Origin of the sequence: Trichlorobacter thiogenes (genome assembly GCF_900167465.1) — a bacterium.
Taxonomy (GTDB): Bacteria; Desulfobacterota; Desulfuromonadia; order Geobacterales; family Pseudopelobacteraceae; genus Trichlorobacter; species Trichlorobacter thiogenes.
Genome location: NZ_FUWR01000001.1, coordinates 117,269 through 136,504, shown reverse-complemented (window position 1 = coordinate 136,504; position 19,236 = coordinate 117,269). Strand labels below are relative to the sequence as shown.

Here is a 19,236-nt window from a genome sequence, read left to right as displayed (position 1 = left end):
AATGGATAATCCTTTGGTATCAATTATTTGCATCTGTAAAAACAGAAAAATTTTTATCAGACAATGTATTGAGAGTGTGCTTAGACAAGACTACACAAATTTTGAATTCTTGATTCAGGATGGTGCATCAACCGATGGCACTACTGAAATTATACGTGAATATCAGGATGACCGTATTAAGCTGGTTTCTGAGGCTGATTCTGGCCCAGGAGAGGCTTTTGTCAAGGTAATCAAGCGAATTCAAGGGAGCATTTGGGGTAGTTGTCTTTCTGATGAAGAGCTGTTGCCACATGCCATTTCATGGGCTGTCAATGGATTCAATCACCACCCCGATGCCGCTGTAATTTATGGTGACGCCTATGTAATTGACGAACATAGTGCTATTATTCAGTCAACTCGTTCAAATACATGGAGTCTTGAAAAATATCTTCGCTGCGAGGTTGTACCCCCTTTCTGCGCGACGTTTTTCCAGTCAAAATATTTCAATACCATTGGATACGATCATTACAACGAATGTGGCGAGTTCGATATATGGCTACGATTGGGTGGACGCTATAAAATCGTATATATGCAGGAGTTCATAGCAAATTTCAGGAGGCATCCTGGTTCCAATACATCAACTGTATCTGATTTCATTGTGAATTTACCCGGTAGATTGGAGGTGCTGGATGCATTCTTGAATAGTGAAGATTTCAGGGGCAGTAAAACAGAGGCCAAAAGGCAATTTATTGCCGGGCAATATCTATGGATGGCGGAGAATTTCCTCGCTATTGGTAGATGCACTGAAGCCGGTGAAATGATCATAGCCGCTTGCCATTTTAACCCTCCACCTGAGCGGCTTGACTATTTTATTGCCAAATACCTGGAAACCCATTCGGAAGTCCGTGTGTGTGAACGGGATAGCGTTATTAACACATCGATTTTACAACGTATGATGAGTATATATAAGAAAATAAAATCTTAGCAAGTCGGGGGACGGGTTAATATGGTGTCTGTAATTACTTACGGTCGCAATGATTCCTATGGGTACAACCTGGCAAAACGGGCTGCACTCAGCATCAACTGTATTGCCCACCTACTTGATGATCGCGATGACGAGATTATTTTTGTCGACTGCAATACCCCCAACGACATACCGACATTCCCTGAGTCAATAGCTGATACTCTGACAACAAAGGCAAAACAGCTGTTGCGGGTGTTGCGAGTTCGGCCGGACCAATACGAGCGAGGCAAGAACGGCTCGAAATTCAAGGTGCTGGAACCCCTGTGCCGCAACATCGCCATTCGCAGGAGCAACCCCGCCAATCGCTGGATTTTGAACACCAACACAGATATGGTGTTTACCCCGCTTCAGCCCAATACCTCCCTCTCGCGGCTAGTCGCCGATCTGTCAGATGGTTTTTACGAACTGCCCCGATTTGAGATGCCTGAATCCCTGTGGGAGTCCACAGACCGCATGAACCCAGCTGAAACTATTGACCATTTCAGACTGTGGGGCTTGCGGCTCCATATCAACGAAGTAATCACGGCCGGCAAGGAGATTCTGTTTGACGGCCCTGGAGATTTTCAACTCTGCCTGCGTAGTCAGCTTATAGATATTCACGGCATGAATGAGCAGATGGTGCTGGGCTGGCATGTGGACAGCAATCTTTGTAAGCGGATGTGGCTTTTGAATGGCGAGACCCGAACTATTCTTGATCGGATGTACGCATTCCACTGCGACCATACACGTATCCAGACCGTATATCATGTGGCTGGTAAATCGACTGCCAACAGTATCGATGATTTTTTCACCAATGTGAAGACACCGTATATTCCTGAGCAGGCTTTTTGTTGGGGCATGCCGGAAGAGCCGGTTGAAGAGTTCCGGTTGCTAGATAGCTATACGAAACGGATGGCAATAGTCCTTGAGGGGATACTGCCTGGTATGCAACAGCCTTTGTCGCACATCGCGATTGCAGGTAATGCGTTTGACGCCAGCCTTTATTACGACGATCAACATGTGTTTCCCTATCTTGCTGATATTATAGTTAACTCCCCCCCGTCGTCAAATGTCGGTTACCTTGGCAACAATCTGGCCATGCTTCAGATGCTTGCAGACTTCCGAAAAGGCTTGGGTCACCTAGGCATAATAAGCTACATGGAGGATTTGCTGCTTTTGGAAGGGACGAATCGCAATCTTCATGTGCCTGAAACCTGTTGTCCTCTCAATGAAGAGGACATCTATCGTACGTGCGAGACCTTTGTGTTTGATTTTGGAATGAAAAACTTCCCTTCCAGAATTAATTACGACGGGTTTCGGGTGCCGGAACATTGCAGGATTGTTGGTGAGTTTGCCCGTATGATCAGCCGTACAATCAAGCACTATGCTGAACGTGAGCAGCAAGCTCTGCAAAAAGGCGTACTGCTGCGCCCGTTTATTTTTGTCGGTTGTCACAATACTTGGTTCGATCAATACGTTCAGAGCCTGTTCGGATGTGCCCTCACCCCGACCAGCACATACGTTCGCCATGGCTTCTTTCGCGTCGACGCGTTAGAGGGATCTCCTCCGGTAATGACACTTCATCCATATTTTATTGGTGATATGGTGGAAGAGTTTGTTGGATGGATCAGTGCTAGAATAGGTAAGCCTATTTCGGTACGGGAGTTTATAGCCGCAGATGTGCTGTATAAAATGTTTACAACAGAGAAAGATAAAAAGAAGGCATTGGATGTTTTTGAGACGCTCATCAACCTTGAGGCCGGTCAAGGCTTATTGGCATTGGAGATCGAAATAGCTGAAATAAACGGTGTGCCTGACCTTGCCGAAGGTTTGCGGCGCTTCATTGCAAACTACCAAAAACGGGCTTACCGAAATGGTTGAAAAGAATGTAACGATTTCCTGGCAGGGCGACCTCTTTGCCAATCATTCATTGGCCCATGTCAACCGTGAACTTGCTCTGCGACTTATAGATAAAGGGTTTGCTATCACTTTTGATCCCACAGAGCCTGACAGCCTCAACCCATCCGACGATCCCCGCTTCAACCGATTGAAAGCGATTGAAAATCTCGTTCTGAAATTGGTTGACATCACCATCCGCCACCAGTGGCCACCTGACTTTACGCCACCCATGTCAGGTCATTTTATTATGATCCAGCCCTGGGAGTTCGGCAGCCTACCTAAAAATTGGATTGAACCGATGAATACGGTGGTGGACGAGGTATGGGTGCCGTCCAACTACGTTAAAGAGTGCTACATTACCAGCGGTGTTGAGGCAGCGCGGATACAGGTGGTGCCCAACGGTGTTGATACCTCGACCTTATCACCTGAAGCACCTCCGCTGTACTTGAAAACGGCTAAAGGCTTCCGCTTCCTGTTTGTAGGTGGCACCATCCACCGCAAGGGGATTGATCTGCTGCTGGGGGCCTATCGCACCGCTTTCAGCGTAGCCGATGACGTCTGCCTGGTGATCAAGGATATGGGGGGCAATTCATTTTACCAGGGGCAGACCGCGCAGGAACTGATTGGGCGGTTCCAATCTGATCCGCAGGCGCCAGAGATTGAATATATTGATACGGATTTTAGTACCAACGATATGGCGGGTTTGTACACTGCCTGCCACTGTCTGGTACACCCTTACCGTGGGGAAGGGTTTGGACTGCCGATTGCCGAGACCATGGCCTGCGGTCTGGCGCCGATCGTTACCGGTTATGGCGCTGCTCTTGATTTCTGTCCGCCTGAGATCGCCTGGTTACTTCCAGCCATAGTGGAGAAGCTACCGGTCAAGAAGGTCGGGCAGCTCGAAACGGTGGATTACCCTTGGCTGGCAGAGCCGGATTTTGATCTGCTGGTGTCGATGCTTCGGCATGTTGCGAATAATCCGGAAGAAGTTCACAGGCGCGGAAAGGCTGCAGCTGCTTTTATTCGTGAAAACTATACCTGGGAACATGCGGCCAGGATTGCTGATGAACGGTTGAGGGCCGTGGCGAAGCGGCCGGTTCGTCGTTTTGCCGTCAATGCGACGGATTCGTACGGCGGAGTGAGGGTCATAGAGGCAAAAAAGAACGCTTTGATACTTGTCTGTGATCAGGCAGATCGTTTGGCGCAATCCGGGAAGGTTGATCAGGCAATACAGCTACTGCTGAATCAGGGGATCAGAGCGAATCCTGATAACCCGCTGCTCTATGTTGAGTTGACTGAAATTTTGATCCGTGCCGGACGCTATCTGGATGCCCTTGAAGTGCTGTCGGAGATGCCTGCAACAGTTGTTGAAGAAACTAAAAAAGAATTTGAAGCGGTTTGCTACTGTGCCCTGGGTGAAGATAGAGCTGCTCGTAATGCTGCTGATCAGATAGTTAAGCAGCCTCGTGCTCAGGTAGTACTGGGTACGTTAGCTGCCAGGCAAGGTGATCTGCAACTGGCAGAGTCGTACTTTCGGCAGGTGATAACTGCAGCCCCCAACTGTGGTAACGGTTGGCTGTCACTGGGGATGCTGCTGTGGGGGCAAGGAAAGCAGGAAGATGCTTGGCAGGCGGTGAAGCAGGCTGTGGTGGTTGATCCACTGAATACTGAGGCAGTGAGTATTTTGGGGGATATGGCAGAGCGCATGGATTGCCAGTCAACTGCTTTACAAATTCTTTCAACAACGGTTCAGTCGTATCCCGATGCCCGTCATCTGGCATTAAATCATGCGAAATTGCTGGTTCAATGCAACCGGAATGCAGAGGTACTTAAGGCCTGTGAGCGGTTTTTTGTCCGTTTCGGCGTTGATGCTGAACTGCTGAGTTTAACTCAACAGTTCAGCAGTCGGGTCGGCACCTACGACCGTTTGGCCGAAGGTGGTGCAGCATCTGTTTCGCTGTGCATGATCGTCAAGAATGAAGAGGGCTGCCTGGTTCGCTGTCTGGCTAGCGTCAAGTCGGTGGTGCATGAACTGGTGGTTGTGGATACCGGTTCCAGTGACAGAACTGTAGCCATTGCCACGGCCTTTGGTGCGCGGCTGCTGCATTTTTCCTGGAACGGCAGCTTTTCAGATGCCCGCAATTATGGTCTGGAGCAGGCAAAAGGGGCATGGATACTGGTGCTGGATGCTGACGAAGTGATCTCCTTGCAAGACCATAAAGCGCTTTTGGCGGCGACATCTGCTGTTGAGAAGCCATCTGCATTTAGCGTTGTTACGCGGAACTATACCACAATGGTGCAGGCTCAGGGTTGGACCGCCAACGATGGCAGTTATCCAGAAGAAGAACGGGCTGACGGTTGGCGGCCCAGTTGGAAGGTTCGATTGTTCTCCAATGACGCCAGATTTCGTTTTCGTGGTGACGTGCATGAAATGGTAGAAGCGTCGTTACGTGAAGCCAGTGTCAATATTCAGCATGCGTCTTTTGTGGTACACCATTATGGTGAGTTGGATCAGGATCCTGTCAAGTTGATCGATAAGAAACAACACTATTTTGAAATCGGTATGCAGAAGCTTGACCAATATCCTGACGATATGGCAGCAATCTGCGAACTGGCAGTACAGGCCGGTGAATTGGGACGTTTTGAAGAGGCAGTAGGCTTATGGGACCGGGTGCTACAGCATTATCCCGACTATGTTGAGGCACTGTTCAATAAGGGCTATTGCCTGATGGGGCTGCAGCAGTATGACGAAGCTCTTGCGCATTCGTACCGGGCCCTAGAGTTGGATCCTGATCATAAGGAGGCAGCCTTTAACTACGGTACCTGTGAATTGTATGTGGGAGATCCGCAGGAAGCTATTAAGAAGCTCGTATCGCTGGCAGAAAAATACAGCGACTACCCGTTATTGACGGCTGTTTTGCTGGTGCTGTATCTTGCCGCAGGGCATGCTGAAAGTGCGTTTGTCTATCTTGAGAAATTAAAGAGCAGTAACTACGCCGTTAAAGACTATGTCATGGCCCGGATACATCTGTTGGAAAAGATAGGGGCATTTGAACGCGCCAGGATAGTCTCGGAAGGTATTCTAATGTTAGGTAGCGGCTTGCGCTGACGGTGGCCTTCATGAACAAAAGTCAGAAGCTTGAAAAAATTGCAGGTTTGATTTGTGAGTCTTATGGCCCTTTGGTGTTTACCATTTTTGAAATAGGTGCTGTGCCACTTGGTGAAGCCGGAGAGCCGTTCCATGATTTCCCCAGTATTTTTTCAGGTTCCCGGGTTGTCGCTTTTGAACTGGATGCAGAGCTGTGTAAACGCCTTAACCAGCAGGCAAAACCGGGGATTCACTATTTCCCTGTTGCTCTTGGTTTGAAAAATGAAAAGCGCATTTTATTTGAAACCAAGCATCCTATGTGCAGCTCTCTGCTGCGTCCTGATACGGAATTATTGCAACGTTTTAACGGGTTGGAGGTGGCCATGCCTGTGTCGGTTTCCACCATTCAAACCAGCGGACTGGATGAGTTTGTCCGCTTACAGCAGTTTGTGCCTGATTTTATTAAGATTGACATTCAGGGCGCAGAGCTGGAGGTGTTCAGGGGAGGGATTGAAACGTTACGTAGCGTTGTAGGCGTTGTCAGCGAGGTGGAGTTTTTACCGCTTTATGTTAATCAACCACTATTTGGGGATGTCTGTTCATTTCTGTCTGAGCAAAAAATAACCTTTCACAAGTTTTTAAATCTGGCAGGGAGAACACTTGAACCACTTGTCATTAATGATGATAGTACGTTTGCTACGCAGCATTTGTGGGCAGATGCGATGTACCTGCGTGATCAGGCCGGGTTGGAAAAAATGTCAGATGAAATGGTGTTGAAAATGGGGGTGCTGGCCTTCTTGTATGACAGCCCGGATGTCTCGTACTGCTGCTTCAAGCAGTATGATCTTAGAAGAGGTAGTGCTTTGCACACCTGTGTTGCTGAACTGGTAGGTTGATGAGTGGTAGGAGCGAATAATGACTACAGATGAGGTAAAGGCACGGATTGCCGCATTTCCGTTCTGGTATCACAAAATTGAGCTGCAAGAAGGGATTGTGACCCCTGGATGGGCTCCGATAAATCAAGAGGCGTATGGGATCCCGGAACGTCTTGACGGAAAGAGGGTGCTGGATGTAGGTGCCTGGGATGGGTTTTGGACTTTTGAGGCCCTTAAGCGGGGCGCCTCTCAGGTTGTTGCTATTGATGACTTTTCTGACTATCTGGGCAGTTTGGATGGTAGGGATCGGCGTGCCTGGGAGAGTTTTGACCTGTGCCGTGAAGTACTGGGCTACAGCGAGTGGCAGTGTCCTCGTTTTGATATGTCGGTATATGATCTGCGGCCAGAGCTGTTTGGGCATTTCGACATTATTTTTTTCTTTGGCACAATTTATCATCTGCGTCATCCCTTGCTGGCGCTGGACCGCCTTGCTGCTGTCTGCAAGGAACAGCTGTATGTGGAGTCTGCCATACTGGACGATTTTAGCCCTTACAGAGGGGGCGCAGGCGCCGGGTATGCCGGGGGGCAGATGGTTATGGAGTTTTACCCGGGACGCCAGTACGGCAATAATGAAACAAATTGGTGGGTACCAACTCTGGCGTGTCTTGGCTATATGGTTAAATCAGCCGGTTTTGAGGATGTTCAGGGTTGGAAGCTAACCGACAGCCCGGCTGACTTGTCGCAATGCAGGGGATTTGTCAGAGGATCGAGGTAGGTGTTTGCTTGAATGTATGATTGATGTCGCCCGGAACATGATGGCATTGGGGCGTTCTGCCCAGGCCGAGATCCTGTGCAAGAAGGTCCTTATGCTGCGTCCTGGTGATCAGGATGCCTTGCATCTTCTGGGTGTTATTACATATCAAGCAGGCAACCGACATGCTGCGCGCGCTATTTACCAACAGCTGCTTGAATCAAACCCGGCTCATCATGTTATATGGTCAAACTACGGCGTAGTATGTTTAGCGCTGGGTGATGTCCAAGAAGCACTACGCTGTTTTAATCGTGCACTTGAAATCTCCCCGGATTTTGCAGATGCCTGGAATAATTTAGGAACAGCATGGGATACGGTTGATCCTGCAAAAGCTGTGGATTGTTATCAAAAAGCCTTATCTATTGCTCCCGAAAGAATTGATATCTGTAATAGTCTGGCCCTTTGCTATAAGCGGCAGCAGCACTTGTGCGATGCCATCAAGTGGTTTAAGAAGTCTATAGACTTGAATCCTTATCAGTTTGATGTGCACTGTCGTCTGGCTGAACTTTTGGAGCAGGCAGCAGATAGTCTGAATGCCTGTCTGGAATACAAGATGGCGCTTGCCCTGAAACCTGATGATGCGGTCGCCCTTAAAATGGAAACCGTGTTGCCTGTAGTCCAGCAATCACGGGAGTCTATACAGCTTTCAAGAAACAGCCTTTGGAATGCACTACAGGTTTTACAGCGTAAAGGCCTGGCTATAGAAACCCCGTGGGAGCGTGGGCGTGTTTTTTTCTACCTTGCCTACCATGGGCAAAATGATCGATCGTTCCACGAGCTGATTGCCCAAATATATCGGAAAGCCTCTCCTGATTTGACATGGCTTGCACCTCATCTGGTTAATCCTGAGAAGCGAAACCTGCGAGACAAAAGACTGAAAGTGGGTTTTATTTCTCGTTTTTTTTATAACCACACCATTGCTAAGCTCAATATAGGCTATGTTGAGCACCTGAACCGTGACCGTTTTCATGTAACCGTGTTGGTTCTCCCCGGAGCTCTGCCTGATGCCATGTCCCATCGTTTTCAGGCTGCTGCAGACACTTTTCTGCTTCTTAAAGGATCGTTTCACTCAGTCCGAGAGCAGATTGCAGCACAACATCTTGATATCTTGCTCTATACTGATATCGGCATGGAACCCTATAGCTATTTCCTTGCATTTTCGCGGCTTGCCCCTTTGCAATGTGTCACCTGGGGGCACCCTGCCACCACCGGCATTGATACGGTGGACTACTTCATTTCACATGCTGTTTGCGAGACGGAAGAGAGTCGGGCGTCCTATACTGAAAAACTATTTTGCCTAAGTGCTAAAGCTGCCTGCACCTGCTATGCGAGACCAACTCTTCCCAAACTAGACTCCACCCGCGCTGCCTATGGCATTGAAGACGGTTGGAACCTTTACTATTGTCCTCAGCCGCCATTCAAACTGCACCCAGACTTTGATCAGGTTTTGCATGGTATTCTTTCAAGAGATCCAAATGGCCTGGTGCTTCTTTTGCGTGGTGTTACTCCGGGAACTGAGCAATTGCTGTGGCAAAGGTGGGCACATCTGCCAAATACCGAAAAGAATAGAATCAGATTTATAGACCCACTGCCTTTTGCCGATTATATAAGAATGTTTGAACTTGCCGATGTAGTTTTGGATACGCCGCATTTTTCTGGAGGAAACTCAACAGTTGAAGCCCTTGCTGTAGGGGCCGTTGTTGTAACACTGCCTTCGCCGTTTCTGAAGGGACGCTTGACCTACGCCTGGTACCGCAGGATCGGGATTACTGACTGCATCGCCCAAAGTCTGGAAGAGTATGTTCAGATTGCCTTACAGCTGGCAACAGATGCCGCTCGGCGGGAAGCATTGCGACAAAAAATCAACCAGAGAAGCCACCTTCTGTTTGATGATGTACAGGCAGTACGTGAACTGGAAGGTTTTTTTGAGATGTCACGTAATGGAAGATAGGCACCGCAACATACTTTTTGCTAAGGCAAAAGAGAGCTATCAACATGGACATGTTCTGCTGGCGCGAGAATGTCTTCAGGAGTTGGCAGACAGATCATCTGGTGACCCTGCTCTTCAGTATGAGCTTGGCATGCTCTGTATGGAGTTTCTTGATAATCAGGCCGCATTAAGACATTTTCAGGAATTGGTCAGGCTTGCCCCTGATTTCCTGGAAGGTTGGCTGCTGCTGGGTATGATGTATGGTGAATTGGGTCAACATGACGAGGCGATCAGCTGTTTACGTGAAGTGCTGGCCCAGTGTCCGGATCTGTCAGAAGTGCATCATCGTATTGGCTTACTCTTGGCTGATAAGCGTTGCTATGAAGAGGCTTATAAAGAATACCTGGAGGTGCTTCGGATTGAGCCGGAGCATCAAGGGGTGCTATGCAGCCTCGGTGTTCTGCTTACGGCAACAGGTCATATCAGTGAGGCGCGCAAGGTACTGCACCAAGCCCTGGAACGCGATCCTGATTCAGTGAATGTGATTAATAATCTTGGCCGTATTTGTGGCATTGGGAAGGCTGAAGAATCATTGCAATGGTACCAACGTGGTCTGGATATCGACCCTGAAAACCAGTCCTTGACCAGTAATTATCTTTATCAGTTGAATTATGTAGCCGGTCTTGATCCCGAATATATTTCCAGCAAATATAAAGAGTATGCTCCTCGCTGTTACTACCCTCGAAAGAAATGGCAACGCCAGGTGCGGCGCAGAAATCAGGGTGATCCATTGCGCATTGGCTACCTTTCGGCGGATCTGTATGCTCATTCAGTTGCATTTTTTCTTGAACCGATTATGCAGTGCCATGATCGTTCCCGCTTTTCAATTTATTGCTACTCCAGCGGGACTGTTGTGGATGAAACAACGGAGCGCCTAAAGGGGTTGAGCGTTGCCTGGCGAATTATTGTTGGTATTTCCGACGAACATGTCGCCGAAATGATTGCTACTGATGGGATTGATATTCTGGTGGATCTTTCCGGCCATACGGCCGGTAACCGTCTTGGCGTGTGTGTCTACCGCCCAGCGCCGGTCCAGGTTAGCTGGATTGGTCACCCCAATACCACGGGGCTGTCTCAGATTGACTACTATCTGACAGATGCATGGTGTGATCCGCCTGGGGTGACGGATCAACTGTATAGTGAAAAATTGGTGCGCCTGCCACGCATATTCAGTTGTTATCTGCCGCCGGTTACGTTTCCCCAGGTAGTAAAGGCACCATGTATGCTGCAGGGTTACATAACCTTTGGCTGCTTCAACAGCGTAGCAAAAATAAACGAACCGTTGATTTTGTGGTGGTCAGACCTTCTGAATAAAGTGCCTCGATCCAGGTTTTTAATCAAAGGTCCAAAACTTGATGATCTGGAGATTCGACAGCAGCTGTTGGGCCTCTTTGCACAACATGGCATTACTGAGGATCGCCTGGAATTACTCGGCTTGGCCGGAACGCGTGACGAACATCTGGCGCTGTACGGTAGGATTGATATTGCGCTTGATACCTATCCGTACCATGGCACCACAACAACCTGTGAGGCACTTTGGATGGGAGTACCGGTCATTACTCTGGCTGGCAAGGCGCATGTTTCGCGTGTTGGCGTTTCATTGTTGCAAGCAGTTGGCCGCGAAGAGTTGATTGCTGATTCCTCAGGAAATTACGTCGCCAAGGCAGCTTTATTGGCACATGACCAACAGCGATTGCTTTTTCTGCGTGAGAATTTGCGTATGATGATGGCCCATTCCGCGTTGATGGATGCTGGTGGTGTAACCGCTGAGGTTGAGCAGGCATATGTGCGGATGTTTGAAGAAAGAGAGGATGTATGAGACCGCTTCTTGATATGGATACTATTCAGATTGAAATAACCAATGCCTGTGTCCATGAATGCGCAAATTGTACCCGGCTTGTGGGGCATTCAAAGCCGTTTATGATGGCCATGGAACAGTTCCGCAATGCTGTTGATTCATTAATCGACTTTCCCAAGATGGTTGGCGTTATGGGGGGAGAACCGTTAATCCATCCGCAGTTTGAAGAATTTTGCGCCTATCTTCGTAGCAGAATTCCCCGTGAACGGTGCGGACTCTGGACAACATTGCCTGCGGGTAGAGAGCGGTTTGCCTCGCTTATAGCCCAGACTTTTGGAAGCGTGTTGCTAAACGATCATACCCATGGGGACCTGTTTCATGGACCAATTTTGGTTTCTGGAGACGATCTTGGCCTGGATACATTTACCCAGTGGTACTGCATTGACCACTGTTGGATACAGAACAGCTGGAGTGCCTCAATAACGCCTAAAGGAGCCTTTTTTTGCGAGGTTGCAGCAGCATTGGACAATCAATTTCAGGGGCCGGGGGGCTGGCCGGTAGAACAGGACTGGTGGAAAAAGACACCAAAAGACTATGTTGAGCAGATGGAGCGTGCTTGTGTCAGATGTGGTGCTCCCTACCACCTTAAGGCGAGAAAAGATACCGATGGTATTGACGACATCAGTTACAGCAACCTGCAGAGGCTGGCAGAGCTAAAGTCGCCCAAAATAGGTAAAGGGCGCTTTGCCGTCTACACAGAGGGGCTTGTCCAGGATAATTTTGGACTGAACAGTTTTCGAAAGGACAACAGTTACTTTGAAAAGATAGCAGCCAGGTATGGGTTGGGACTCCGTCAGAACCGTATCGGCTATCTTGAGCCATATATGCTTGGTGAGGAGGCGGCCAATGGCTGCCAACGTTAATCCCTTTTTTGCATCTAGAATCAGTCAGGCACTGGAGCGTGCTTCAACTGGAGCACTTGATGAGGCGCTTGCTATTTTGAAAGACTGTCTTGAACAGGCTCCGGACAATGCGGATCTGCGGTACGAATACGGGAATTTGCTGTTTGATGCAGGTCGGATTGAGGAAGCTGCCAACTGTTTCAGGCAGCAGCTGGCGCTAAATCCGGTAGACGCATCAGCACTGCTCATGTTGGGCAGAGCTCTTCACCGGCTTAAAAAACCGAAAGAGGCTTTGCATTTCTTCAGGCAGGCGCAACGCCTGGCCCCCGGCTTGCCGGTGGTGCACCTGATGGCCGGTATTACGGCACTGGAATCTCACTTTTGGGACGAGGCGAAGGCGGCTTTCAACCGGGTGCTTGCAATTGAACCTGCTAATCTGTCTGCCCGGCTGTGTCTTTGTATGAGCAGGCTTGAAATGTTTTCAGGAACGGCTGAGCTTGAAAACGGGCGGAAGGCCTATGAAGCAGCTTTGAGGGAGCTTACTCAGAGTGTCATCCTGGATACTCAGGAAAACATTGACCGGGCCTTTGAGGCGGTTGGTATAATGTCAACATTTTTTCTTCCCTATCAGGGGAGAGATGACCGGGAACTTCAAGAACTATATGGTAGCTGGCTGTGTCGGATTATGGCGGCTAAATTTCCCCAGTACCAAAAACTGTACGCTCAGCCGCCTGCTCTAGGTGAAAAACTGCGCATTGGCCTGGTTTCCGGTCATCTGTTTAATCATTCAGTCTGGAAAATAGTTGCACGTGGCTGGTGTAAGTATCTTGATCACAGCAAATTTATGCTGTTTAGCTACCATACTGGCGATATCAGCGACGCTGCTACCGACGATGTCCGTTTGTTTTCAGATGTGTTGATTAAAGAATCCAGTGTGGGTGCCATGGCGGAGATAATTAGCCGGCACAAACCACACCTTCTGATTTATCCCGGCCTTAGTATGGAACCCCAGAGCTCACGACTTGCTGCTCTAAGGCTTGCGCCGGTTCAGTGCGTATCCTGGGGGCATCCCGTGACATCAGGTTTGCCGACAATGGATTACTACATCAGTAGTGATTTGATGGAACCGTCAGACGGCGAGCAGCATTATACTGAAAAACTGGTGCGGTTGCCAAATCTGTCGGTCTGTTATGAGCCGTTACCACTACCCGGCCCTCTACCTCCTACCAAACTGCCAGGTATCAATGAGGGTGATATCACGTTTTTATGCTGTCAAAACCTGATGAAGTATCTGCCGCAATACGATGATATTTTCCCTGCCATCGCGTGTCAGGTGCCCACTGCGAAATTCATCTTCCTGAAATTTTCACAAACACATCTTGATTGCTTTCAAGGGCGCCTCAAGGAGGCATTTCTACGTTACGGGCTTGAGGCGGAAAAACATCTAGTCTTCTATCCGTTAGTGAATTCCTTGACGTATGCTGTATTGAATGCCGAGGTCACTATTTATCTTGATAGCATCGGTTGGTCAGGAGGAAATACTACGTTTGAATCGTTGCCCTTTGATAAACCGATTGTGACATTGCCGGGTGATTTTATGCGAGGCAGGCATACTGCAGCCATATTGACGATGATGGAGGTGCATGAAACGATCGCCAGCGACAAAGATGATTATGTGCGAATTGCCGTGCGTTTGGCCAATGACCTGGAGTGGCGAAGGATGATTTCTCAAAAAATCGCTGCCAACAAGTGTAAGGTCTATGGCGATCAGACTCCTGTCCGAGCTTTGGAACGTTTTATGGCGCAGGCTGTGCGAGCAGCCACTGCTAATCACTTCATGAGGAGTTGATGAAAGTTTCAATGCCTACAGGAACCAGCCACGGCTGGGGAATAGCCGGCAGCTACCTTCGTGCCGAGCTGGCCAGGTTGCCCCAACTCGAAGGGGTCACCCTGCACTGTATAGCAGGGCATGATCTTAGCCCGTTTGATAAATCTGCCTGGGATGCTATCAATATAGGTTACTGTTTTTTTGAGCATGAGCTGCGTACGGCACCGTTTATGGCTGTTGCTGCTCAGCGTTGGAATTATATTGTGGCGGGTTCCAGTTGGTGTGAGCAGCAATTAAGATGCGGTGGTGTTTCAAGTGTATGTACTATTCTGCAAGGCGTTGATACCGGGCGTTTTACGATGCAGCCCCTTCGTCCTGCTGATGGTCGTTTTATTGTCTTTTCCGGTGGAAAATTTGAATTTCGGAAAGGGCAGGATATTGTCATTGCTGCTATGCGTGTCTTTATGCAACGGCATCACGATGTCTGGTTGTCCTGTGCCTGGCATAACAGTTGGCCGCAGTCACTGAAGACCATGGAACAAAGTAAACTGATTGCGTTTGACTGGCGACCTGGCGATGGTGATCAGGTGATACGCGAAGCAGTTGAGCGTAACGGGATTGATTCAGGACGTGTGTTGTTACATCCTGCCTTTGATAATAACCGGATGCCGTTCATTTATGCTGAAAGTGATATTGGTCTGTTTCCGAATCGCTGCGAAGGCGGCACTAATATGGTTATGTGTGAATACATGGCCTGCGGGCGACCTGTGATTGCTTCTGACCGTACGGGACAGGCGGATGTCATTGGCGTAGATAATGCCTGGCCTCTTTCAGTCTACTGCCCGGTGGAAGCCTTAACTAATGGCAGGGTAACCGGTATCTGGCAGGAAGCACAGATTGATGATGTGGTGGAAAAACTTGAACGTGCCTATGCAGATGCTATGGCACGGCAGATGAAAGCTGCATCTGCAGCAGCAGGTATGCAGCAGTTGCGTTGGCAGACTGCTGCCCGCAAGTTCTATGAGTTGGGGTTGAAGTTGTATACAGAGCGAAAGCTTGCTGACAGTATAGCCATCATAAGCCGTGAACAAAGTTGCGATGATGCAGATGGCCTTTTTAAGGAGGAACGCTACACAGAGGCGTATGCTATCTATACCGCCCTGCTTCAATATCAGCCACTTAATCCTGAACTGCTTAATCGGATAGGTACTACTCTTGATCGCTTGGGACGCCATGGGGAAGCGGTTGTCTACTATCATAAGGCTTTGTGCCACAAGCCTGGCTTGACCGGTGTACGCTACAATCTTGCCAATTCGCTCAGGCATCTGGCGAGGGAGGCAGAGGCAGAGAAACATCTGATTCAGGTTGTACAGGAGGATCCGAGTTTTGTGGAGGCTTGGAGAAGTCTGGCAATGGTATATGTTGCCCGGAATGCGTCTATGGAGGCTGTTGAATGCTTTGAGAATCTGACCCGACTTGAGCCGTTCGATATAGAAAATTTTTGTGCTTTGGGTGCACTGTATGCTGAACTTGGTCGTTTTCAAGAGTCGGTTTGCTGTTTTGAAGCGGTGCTTAGTAAGCAGCCAGAGCATTTACTGGCCCTTGAAACATTGGGAACAGTTTTACATGAACTGGAAGAGCTAGAACGTGCGGAATCGTGCTATCGTAAAGTACTGGCTATTGAGTCCGGTCGAGTCTCTGCTATAAATAATCTGGGGACGGTCCTTCGCTCCCAAAATCGGCTGGATGAAGCCATTGAGATGTTTGATCGAGCCCTTGCTATTGATCCAGGTAATGGCCAGGTCAGGTTTAACCGTGGCTGCGCCCGCTTGACGCGTAATGAACTGCCGGAAGCCTGGGAAGACTATGAAGCCCGATTTAGTACGGTAAACCCTCCGCGCCTTGGCAACCTACAGCTGGCACGTTGGGATGGGGGACCGTTAAAAGGCAAGAGACTCCTGGTGCAATCTGAACAGGGTTTTGGTGATACCTTTCAGTTTGTGCGGTATTTGCCGCTTCTTGCTGGTATGGCAGAAGGGCAGATCTTGTTTGAATGTCAGAACCGGTCTGTTGTTCATGCGCTAAACGGCATTCGCGGTGTGGAGATCGGTGCCAGGGGAGATGCCTTGGCGGTAGCTGATTGTCAAATCCCGCTAGCATCTCTTCCATGCCTGTTTAAAACAGATCTTTCAACCATTCCTAGTCCTGAAGGCTACCTGAAACAGCCAGTCGCCGATGTGGCACTCTGGCAACGGCAAATAGATGATCCAACGGTACTTAATGTCGGTCTAGTGTGGGGGGGGAACAAAAACAGCCTGAATGCCAACCGCTCGCTTCAGCTAAGGCAACTGGAATGTTTGTTTGATCTGCCTGGCATTCGTTGGTACAGTCTTCAGGTTGGCGACGACGCAAAACAGCTTGAAGCATATAAGGAGCAGATCACGGATCTTGGACGTCAGATAAACCATTTCGGTGATACTGCTGCAATTATTTCGTGTCTCGATCTGGTGTTAACAATTGATACGGCTGTGGCGCATCTTGCCGGGGCTCTTGGGGTACCGGTCTGGATTATGTTAAAGTACGCGCCAGACTGGCGGTGGTCGCTTGGCTGCTCAGATTCTCCTTGGTACCATAGCGCTGTGTTGTTTAGACAGCCGCAAACCGGAAATTGGGATGCCGTTATTTCCGGGGTGAGAGAAAAATTAGCGCTCATGCTTGACGATCATAAAAAAAGAGTTAAAGTTTGTCCAGCTACTGACGATGAGAGCAGTAAGGCCAGAAGGCCATATTAAAAAACCCAGAAGGGGGATACGACCATGGCAGTAAACGACATTTCCTTGACCGCCGGTATGCGCAGCAACCTGCTTCAATTGCAAGGCACCAGCAAGCTGATCGACCGCACACAAGAGCGGCTTTCAACCGGTAAGCAGGTAAACAGCGCCCTTGACAACCCAACCAACTTTTTTGCAGCCCAGGCCCACATGAACCGCGCTTCTGACTTTGCCGTACGTAAAGACGGTATGGCAGAAGGTATTCAGACCGTTAAGGCTTCAGATGCCGGTATTACCGCAATTTCAGCACTGGTTGATGCCGCTAAAGGTTTGGCAGAGGCAGCCCTTGGTACTGCCAGCACGGTAGACCGCGCATCTTTTGCAACCCAGTATGCCACCATCCAGGCTCAGGTAACCAGTATGGCCAGTGATTCAGGCTATCGTGGAACTAACCTGCTGAACAGCCAGAACCTGACCGTTAACTTTAACGAAGATGCTACTGCATCGTTGACCGTTAACGGTTTCAATGCTACTGCAACAGGCCTTTCCATGAATAATGCCACTAATAGCTGGGCAGGCTCCGCAGATATCACCACAACCCAGTCAGACCTGAAGAAGGCATCTGACCAGTTGCGTTCCCAGTCAAAGACACTGGCTAACAACCTGAACATCATTTCTACCCGTCAGAACTTCACTGACAACATGATCGGTACCCTTCAGACCGGCGCTGATAACCTGACTCTGGCTGATATGAACCAGGAAGGTGCCAACATGCTGATGCTGCAGACCCGTCAGAACCTGGGTACTACAGCTCTGTCACTCTCTTCCCAGGCCGCTCAGTCTGTTCTGAGACTGTTCTAACGGAAGGCAGCGCATCTTGACAGTACGTAGTAGTGACAGGGGGGGATTTCGGTTCCCCCCTGTTTTGTTTTGATGCGTGTGCGGAGGGCGATTTGATGGAAATCACTACAATTCAAGGCAGTACAGCATCAATGTACCAACAACCAAAGTCAGTTGATCAAGTGCAACAGCCACAACCTGAGCAGCAGCCAATAGTTGCTCGGGAGGCTGAAATAGGCTCATCAGCCGCATTACAGGCGTATAAACAGCAGGGGTTGGAAAGGTCTGCTGTCGGTGATACGGTACAGATTAAATCAACCGTGACGCTGAAAAATCTTGATACGGTTAAGGCAATTGAGCAGATGCATGCCAGGTTGAATGATTTAGTAAAAGGGGTTCGACAAACCAACGAAGAGCTGAACAGGGCTGTTGACCAGGTGTCTCAAATGCAGGGGAGCCTGATGACCATTGTGAAAAATTATCCTCCCTATCCTATTGAGAGCATGGAACGCAGAGATTTGTTGATGAGTTATATGTCGCTGCGTAAGGAAATTGAAAATTTGATGGTGCCTGCGCCCCCGCAGCCGGTATATGACAAAGTTAAGTCCATGTGGGCTGCAATGTTTGCACAAAATGGTCAGATTCAGGCTTCGGCAGTGCCACCTCTGGAAAATGGCAGTAGTGATAAGCAGGTTCAGGCCACTTCTGATCTGCTGGGCAGAACAATACAGCAGTTGTCTGATTTAAGTACGGATGTAACTCAGGCATTGGTGCAATCCTAATGGCACTTAAGCTTAGCCTGAAGCCTAATGAGCGGGTAATTATAGGCGGCGCTGTCATTTCAAATGGTTCTGCGGCAGCTGCATTTACCGTTGAGAATAATGTCCCTGTTTTGAGAGAGAAGGATATTCTCACAGAAGCACAGGCTGACACCTACTGTAAAAAAATTTACCTGGCAGTGCAGCTAATGTATCTTGCTGAAGTGCCGAATGTGGATCTTGCACAGCTGTATAGCCAACTTGCATCAGATTTACTGGTTGCCGTACCAGGCACGAAAGACTTGATTTCCGGCATTACCAGTTATATTCTTGAAGGCAAGTATTATCAGGCTCTCAAACAGGCACAACAACTTATCCAGTATGAAGAGGAGCTCCTAACCCATGTACCAGAATCCTGCTAACGCCTATACTACCATGCAGAAAGAGACCCTTTCCGGACGTGAACTTGAGGCATCGGTTCTTACTCGTGCAGGTCTGATGTTAAAGCAGGTGCAGGAAAGCTGGTCAGCACAAGATCGTGATGAAAAACTGTTGGAGGCGATTAAGTTTAATCAGAAGGTGTGGAGTTTTTTTCAGGCAGAGCTGTCTGATCCAGAGAATCCGTTGCCGATAAAGCTGCGTGAAGATATCCTTAATTTGAGTCTTTTTGTTGATAAGCGGCTGTTTGAAGTGA

General features: G+C 48.9%; 14 protein-coding genes. All 14 read left to right on the top strand.

Annotated elements, in window-relative coordinates:
- Position 1 precedes the first annotated feature (1 nt).
- Positions 2–964, top strand: a complete 963-nt coding sequence (locus tag B5D39_RS00615; RefSeq protein WP_078788444.1) for a glycosyltransferase — start codon at positions 2–4, stop codon at positions 962–964.
- Positions 965–985: 21 nt separating this feature from the next.
- Positions 986–2,863 carry a hypothetical protein gene (locus tag B5D39_RS00610; RefSeq protein WP_078788443.1) on the top strand — a complete coding sequence of 626 codons (1,878 nt, stop codon included), beginning with the start codon at positions 986–988 and terminating at the stop codon, positions 2,861–2,863.
- A complete protein-coding gene (locus B5D39_RS00605) occupies positions 2,856–5,990 on the top strand; it encodes a tetratricopeptide repeat protein (protein ID WP_078788442.1) in 3,135 nt (1,044 codons plus the stop codon). Before B5D39_RS00610 ends, B5D39_RS00605 begins: the two co-directional genes overlap by 8 nt.
- 11 nt (positions 5,991–6,001) lie before the next feature.
- Positions 6,002–6,865: an FkbM family methyltransferase gene (locus B5D39_RS00600; RefSeq protein WP_078788441.1), complete on the top strand. Its 864-nt coding sequence runs from the start codon at positions 6,002–6,004 to the stop codon at positions 6,863–6,865.
- A 19-nt stretch (positions 6,866–6,884) separates the two neighbouring features.
- Positions 6,885–7,619 carry a DUF1698 domain-containing protein gene (locus B5D39_RS00595; RefSeq protein ID WP_078788440.1) on the top strand — a complete coding sequence of 245 codons (735 nt, stop codon included), beginning with the start codon at positions 6,885–6,887 and terminating at the stop codon, positions 7,617–7,619.
- Between the two features lie 16 nt (positions 7,620–7,635).
- A complete protein-coding gene (locus B5D39_RS00590; RefSeq protein ID WP_078788439.1) occupies positions 7,636–9,606 on the top strand; it encodes an O-linked N-acetylglucosamine transferase, SPINDLY family protein in 1,971 nt (656 codons plus the stop codon).
- On the top strand, positions 9,596–11,464 hold the full coding sequence (locus B5D39_RS00585) for an O-linked N-acetylglucosamine transferase, SPINDLY family protein (protein ID WP_161947393.1): 1,869 nt from the start codon (positions 9,596–9,598) through the stop codon (positions 11,462–11,464). Before B5D39_RS00590 ends, B5D39_RS00585 begins: the two co-directional genes overlap by 11 nt.
- Positions 11,461–12,366 (top strand): radical SAM protein, encoded by a 906-nt coding sequence (locus tag B5D39_RS00580; protein ID WP_078788437.1) that lies wholly within the window; start codon positions 11,461–11,463, stop codon positions 12,364–12,366. Before B5D39_RS00585 ends, B5D39_RS00580 begins: the two co-directional genes overlap by 4 nt.
- Complete coding sequence (locus tag B5D39_RS00575; RefSeq protein WP_161947392.1) at positions 12,350–14,194, top strand: O-linked N-acetylglucosamine transferase, SPINDLY family protein; 1,845 nt, start codon at positions 12,350–12,352, stop codon at positions 14,192–14,194. The genes B5D39_RS00580 and B5D39_RS00575 overlap by 17 nt, the downstream gene beginning before the upstream one ends.
- Positions 14,195–14,271: 77 nt before the next feature.
- Complete coding sequence (locus tag B5D39_RS00570; protein WP_244161315.1) at positions 14,272–16,965, top strand: tetratricopeptide repeat protein; 2,694 nt, start codon at positions 14,272–14,274, stop codon at positions 16,963–16,965.
- A gap of 24 nt (positions 16,966–16,989) precedes the next feature.
- Positions 16,990–17,805 (top strand): flagellin N-terminal helical domain-containing protein, encoded by an 816-nt coding sequence (locus tag B5D39_RS00565; RefSeq protein ID WP_078788434.1) that lies wholly within the window; start codon positions 16,990–16,992, stop codon positions 17,803–17,805.
- A 32-nt stretch (positions 17,806–17,837) separates the two neighbouring features.
- Positions 17,838–18,566, top strand: a complete 729-nt coding sequence (locus B5D39_RS00560; RefSeq protein WP_139366632.1) for a hypothetical protein — start codon at positions 17,838–17,840, stop codon at positions 18,564–18,566.
- The gene (locus B5D39_RS00555) at positions 18,566–18,964 is read left to right on the top strand and encodes a flagellar biosynthesis repressor FlbT (protein WP_078788432.1); all 399 of its coding nucleotides are present in this window, start codon (positions 18,566–18,568) and stop codon (positions 18,962–18,964) included. The genes B5D39_RS00560 and B5D39_RS00555 overlap by 1 nt, the downstream gene beginning before the upstream one ends.
- Positions 18,945–19,236 (top strand): flagellar biosynthesis regulator FlaF (gene flaF, locus B5D39_RS00550; RefSeq protein ID WP_078788431.1); only part of this gene is annotated, 292 nt, incomplete at its 3' end. The genes B5D39_RS00555 and flaF, both read left to right, overlap by 20 nt.